The organism is bacterium (genome assembly GCA_016873475.1).
Taxonomy (GTDB): domain Bacteria; phylum Krumholzibacteriota; class Krumholzibacteriia; order JACNKJ01; family JACNKJ01; genus VGXI01.
This window is the reverse complement of the sequence record VGXI01000401.1, coordinates 1-1,704: the sequence shown is the minus strand read 5'-3', so window position 1 is coordinate 1,704 and position 1,704 is coordinate 1. Positions and strand designations below refer to the sequence as shown.

Below are 1,704 nucleotides of genomic sequence, written 5' to 3'. Positions count from 1 at the left end.
GGCGATTCCGCCGCGCCGCCACCGGCACCCCAGTTCGGCATGGACGCGAGCGACCCGATCACCCTGCCCGCGGCGGCAGAGGCCCGCCTGCCCCTTCCGGGCGGCTGGACGCTGATCCTCACGCGCCGAGAGGGGAACCCCGGCCCGCCGGCCGCCGCGAGCGCGGCCGTCTTCGACGCCGACGCCCTGGCCGAACCGCTCTGTCTGCGACCCGTCTGGACCCTACACCCCGGCATGCGAATCCGCCTCCTCGGCGGGCCGGGCAGCCGGCTGCTCTCGGACATCTTCATCGACCGGAAAGTACCCCAGCGCTGGCGCGGCGGTTGGCCGCTGCTGCTCGACGCCGAGGATCGCGCGCTCTGGCTGCCGGGCCTCGCCCGCGGCGAGCAGGCGCCGGTGGGGCCGCAAACGAAGCGCTGCCTTTGTCTGGACCTGGAGCCTCCCGCTGCCTAGTATGTCGCGGATGGCCGCGGCAGGCGTCCCGGCCCGAGGGGGAGCCATGCCCAGGGTGGAGGAGAGCCGCTTGGCCGACGAGTACAAGGTTGCGCGTATCCTGCTCACGGAGCGGCAGATCCGTTCGCGGGTCCAGGAGCTGGGCGCGGAGCTGGCCCGGCGCTACCGGGGCCGGCGGCCGGTTCTGGTCACCTTGCTCCGCGGCGGCTTCATCTTCCTGTCCGACCTGACCCGGGCGACGCCGATCCCGCACGAGGTGGACTTCATGCTCGTGCGCAGCTACGAGGGCAGCAACTCGAGCGGCAGCGTGCAGATCCTCCAGGATCTGAACCTGAACATCGCCGGCCGGCACGTGGTACTGGTCGAGGACATCGTCGACACCGGGCTCACCCTCGCCTACATCCGCGAACACCTGGCGCTGCGGGGTCCGGCCAGCTTGATCGTCTGCTCGCTGCTGGACAAGCACGCCGCGCGCAAGATCGAGGTCCCGATCGAGATGGTCGGCTTCCGCGTCGAGAACGAGTTCGTCGTCGGCTATGGCCTGGACTACAACCAGCTCTACCGGAATCTGCCCTACCTGGCGGTGATCGATCCCGACCAGGTCTAGCGCGGCCTCCCCGCGCGACCGTGAGAAAGGACGGCGATGAGCGATAACGGCAAGCGGCCCGCCCGCCCGGGCGGCCCGAGCCCCCAGGTTCCCCGGCCCATGCGGACCATGAGCTTCTGGTTCCTCATGGTCATCCTGCTCTTCATCGCCGTGCAGCTGATCAACTACGGCAAGACGCAGGAATACCCCATCTCCTACACGCGCTTCATGAGCGAGCTGGAGGCCGACAACCTCAAGGAAGTCGAGTTCGTCGGCGACAACGTGAAGGGGCGCTTCCGCCAGCCGGTCTCGATCACGGTGCGCGGTGACGCTGTCGAGGTCGAGCGCTTCACGCTGCACCTGCGCGATTCCGGCTTCGACATGCTGGAGACGATCCGCAAGCACTCCACGGAGGAGCACCCGATCGTCATCACCACCAAGGCCGAGGGCGTCAACTGGTGGACGACGCTCATCTACTGGGCGCCTATCCTGCTGCTCGTGCTGCTGTGGTTCTTCTTCATCCGGCAGATGCAGGGCGGCAGCAACCGCGCCTTCACCTTCGGCAAGAGCCGCGCCAAGCTGGCCGGCGGCGACAAGCCGCGCGTGACCTTCGAGGACGTGGCCGGCGCCGACGAGGCCAAGGTCGAGCTGAACGAGATCGTCGA

General features: G+C 68.8%; 3 protein-coding genes. All 3 read left to right on the top strand.

Going from position 1 to position 1,704, the window contains the following annotated elements; genetic code table 11:
- Positions 1-39 precede the first annotated feature (39 nt).
- The gene (gene tilS / locus FJ251_16160) at positions 40-453 is read left to right on the top strand and encodes a tRNA lysidine(34) synthetase TilS (GenBank protein ID MBM4119234.1); all 414 of its coding nucleotides are present in this window, start codon (positions 40-42) and stop codon (positions 451-453) included.
- Between the two features lie 46 nt (positions 454-499).
- The gene (gene hpt / locus FJ251_16155) at positions 500-1,060 is read left to right on the top strand and encodes a hypoxanthine phosphoribosyltransferase (protein ID MBM4119233.1); all 561 of its coding nucleotides are present in this window, start codon (positions 500-502) and stop codon (positions 1,058-1,060) included.
- 108 nt (positions 1,061-1,168) lie between these two features.
- On the top strand, positions 1,169-1,704 hold a 536-nt coding region (locus FJ251_16150; GenBank protein MBM4119232.1), incomplete at its 3' end, for a hypothetical protein.

Bases quoted from the DNA above. Each gene is read 5' to 3' on its own strand.
- tilS (MBM4119234.1), top strand. From the start codon at position 40: ATGGACGCGAGCGACCCGATCACCCTGCCCGCGGCGGCAGAGGCCCGC.
- hpt (MBM4119233.1), top strand. From the start codon at position 500: ATGCCCAGGGTGGAGGAGAGCCGCTTGGCCGACGAGTACAAGGTTGCG.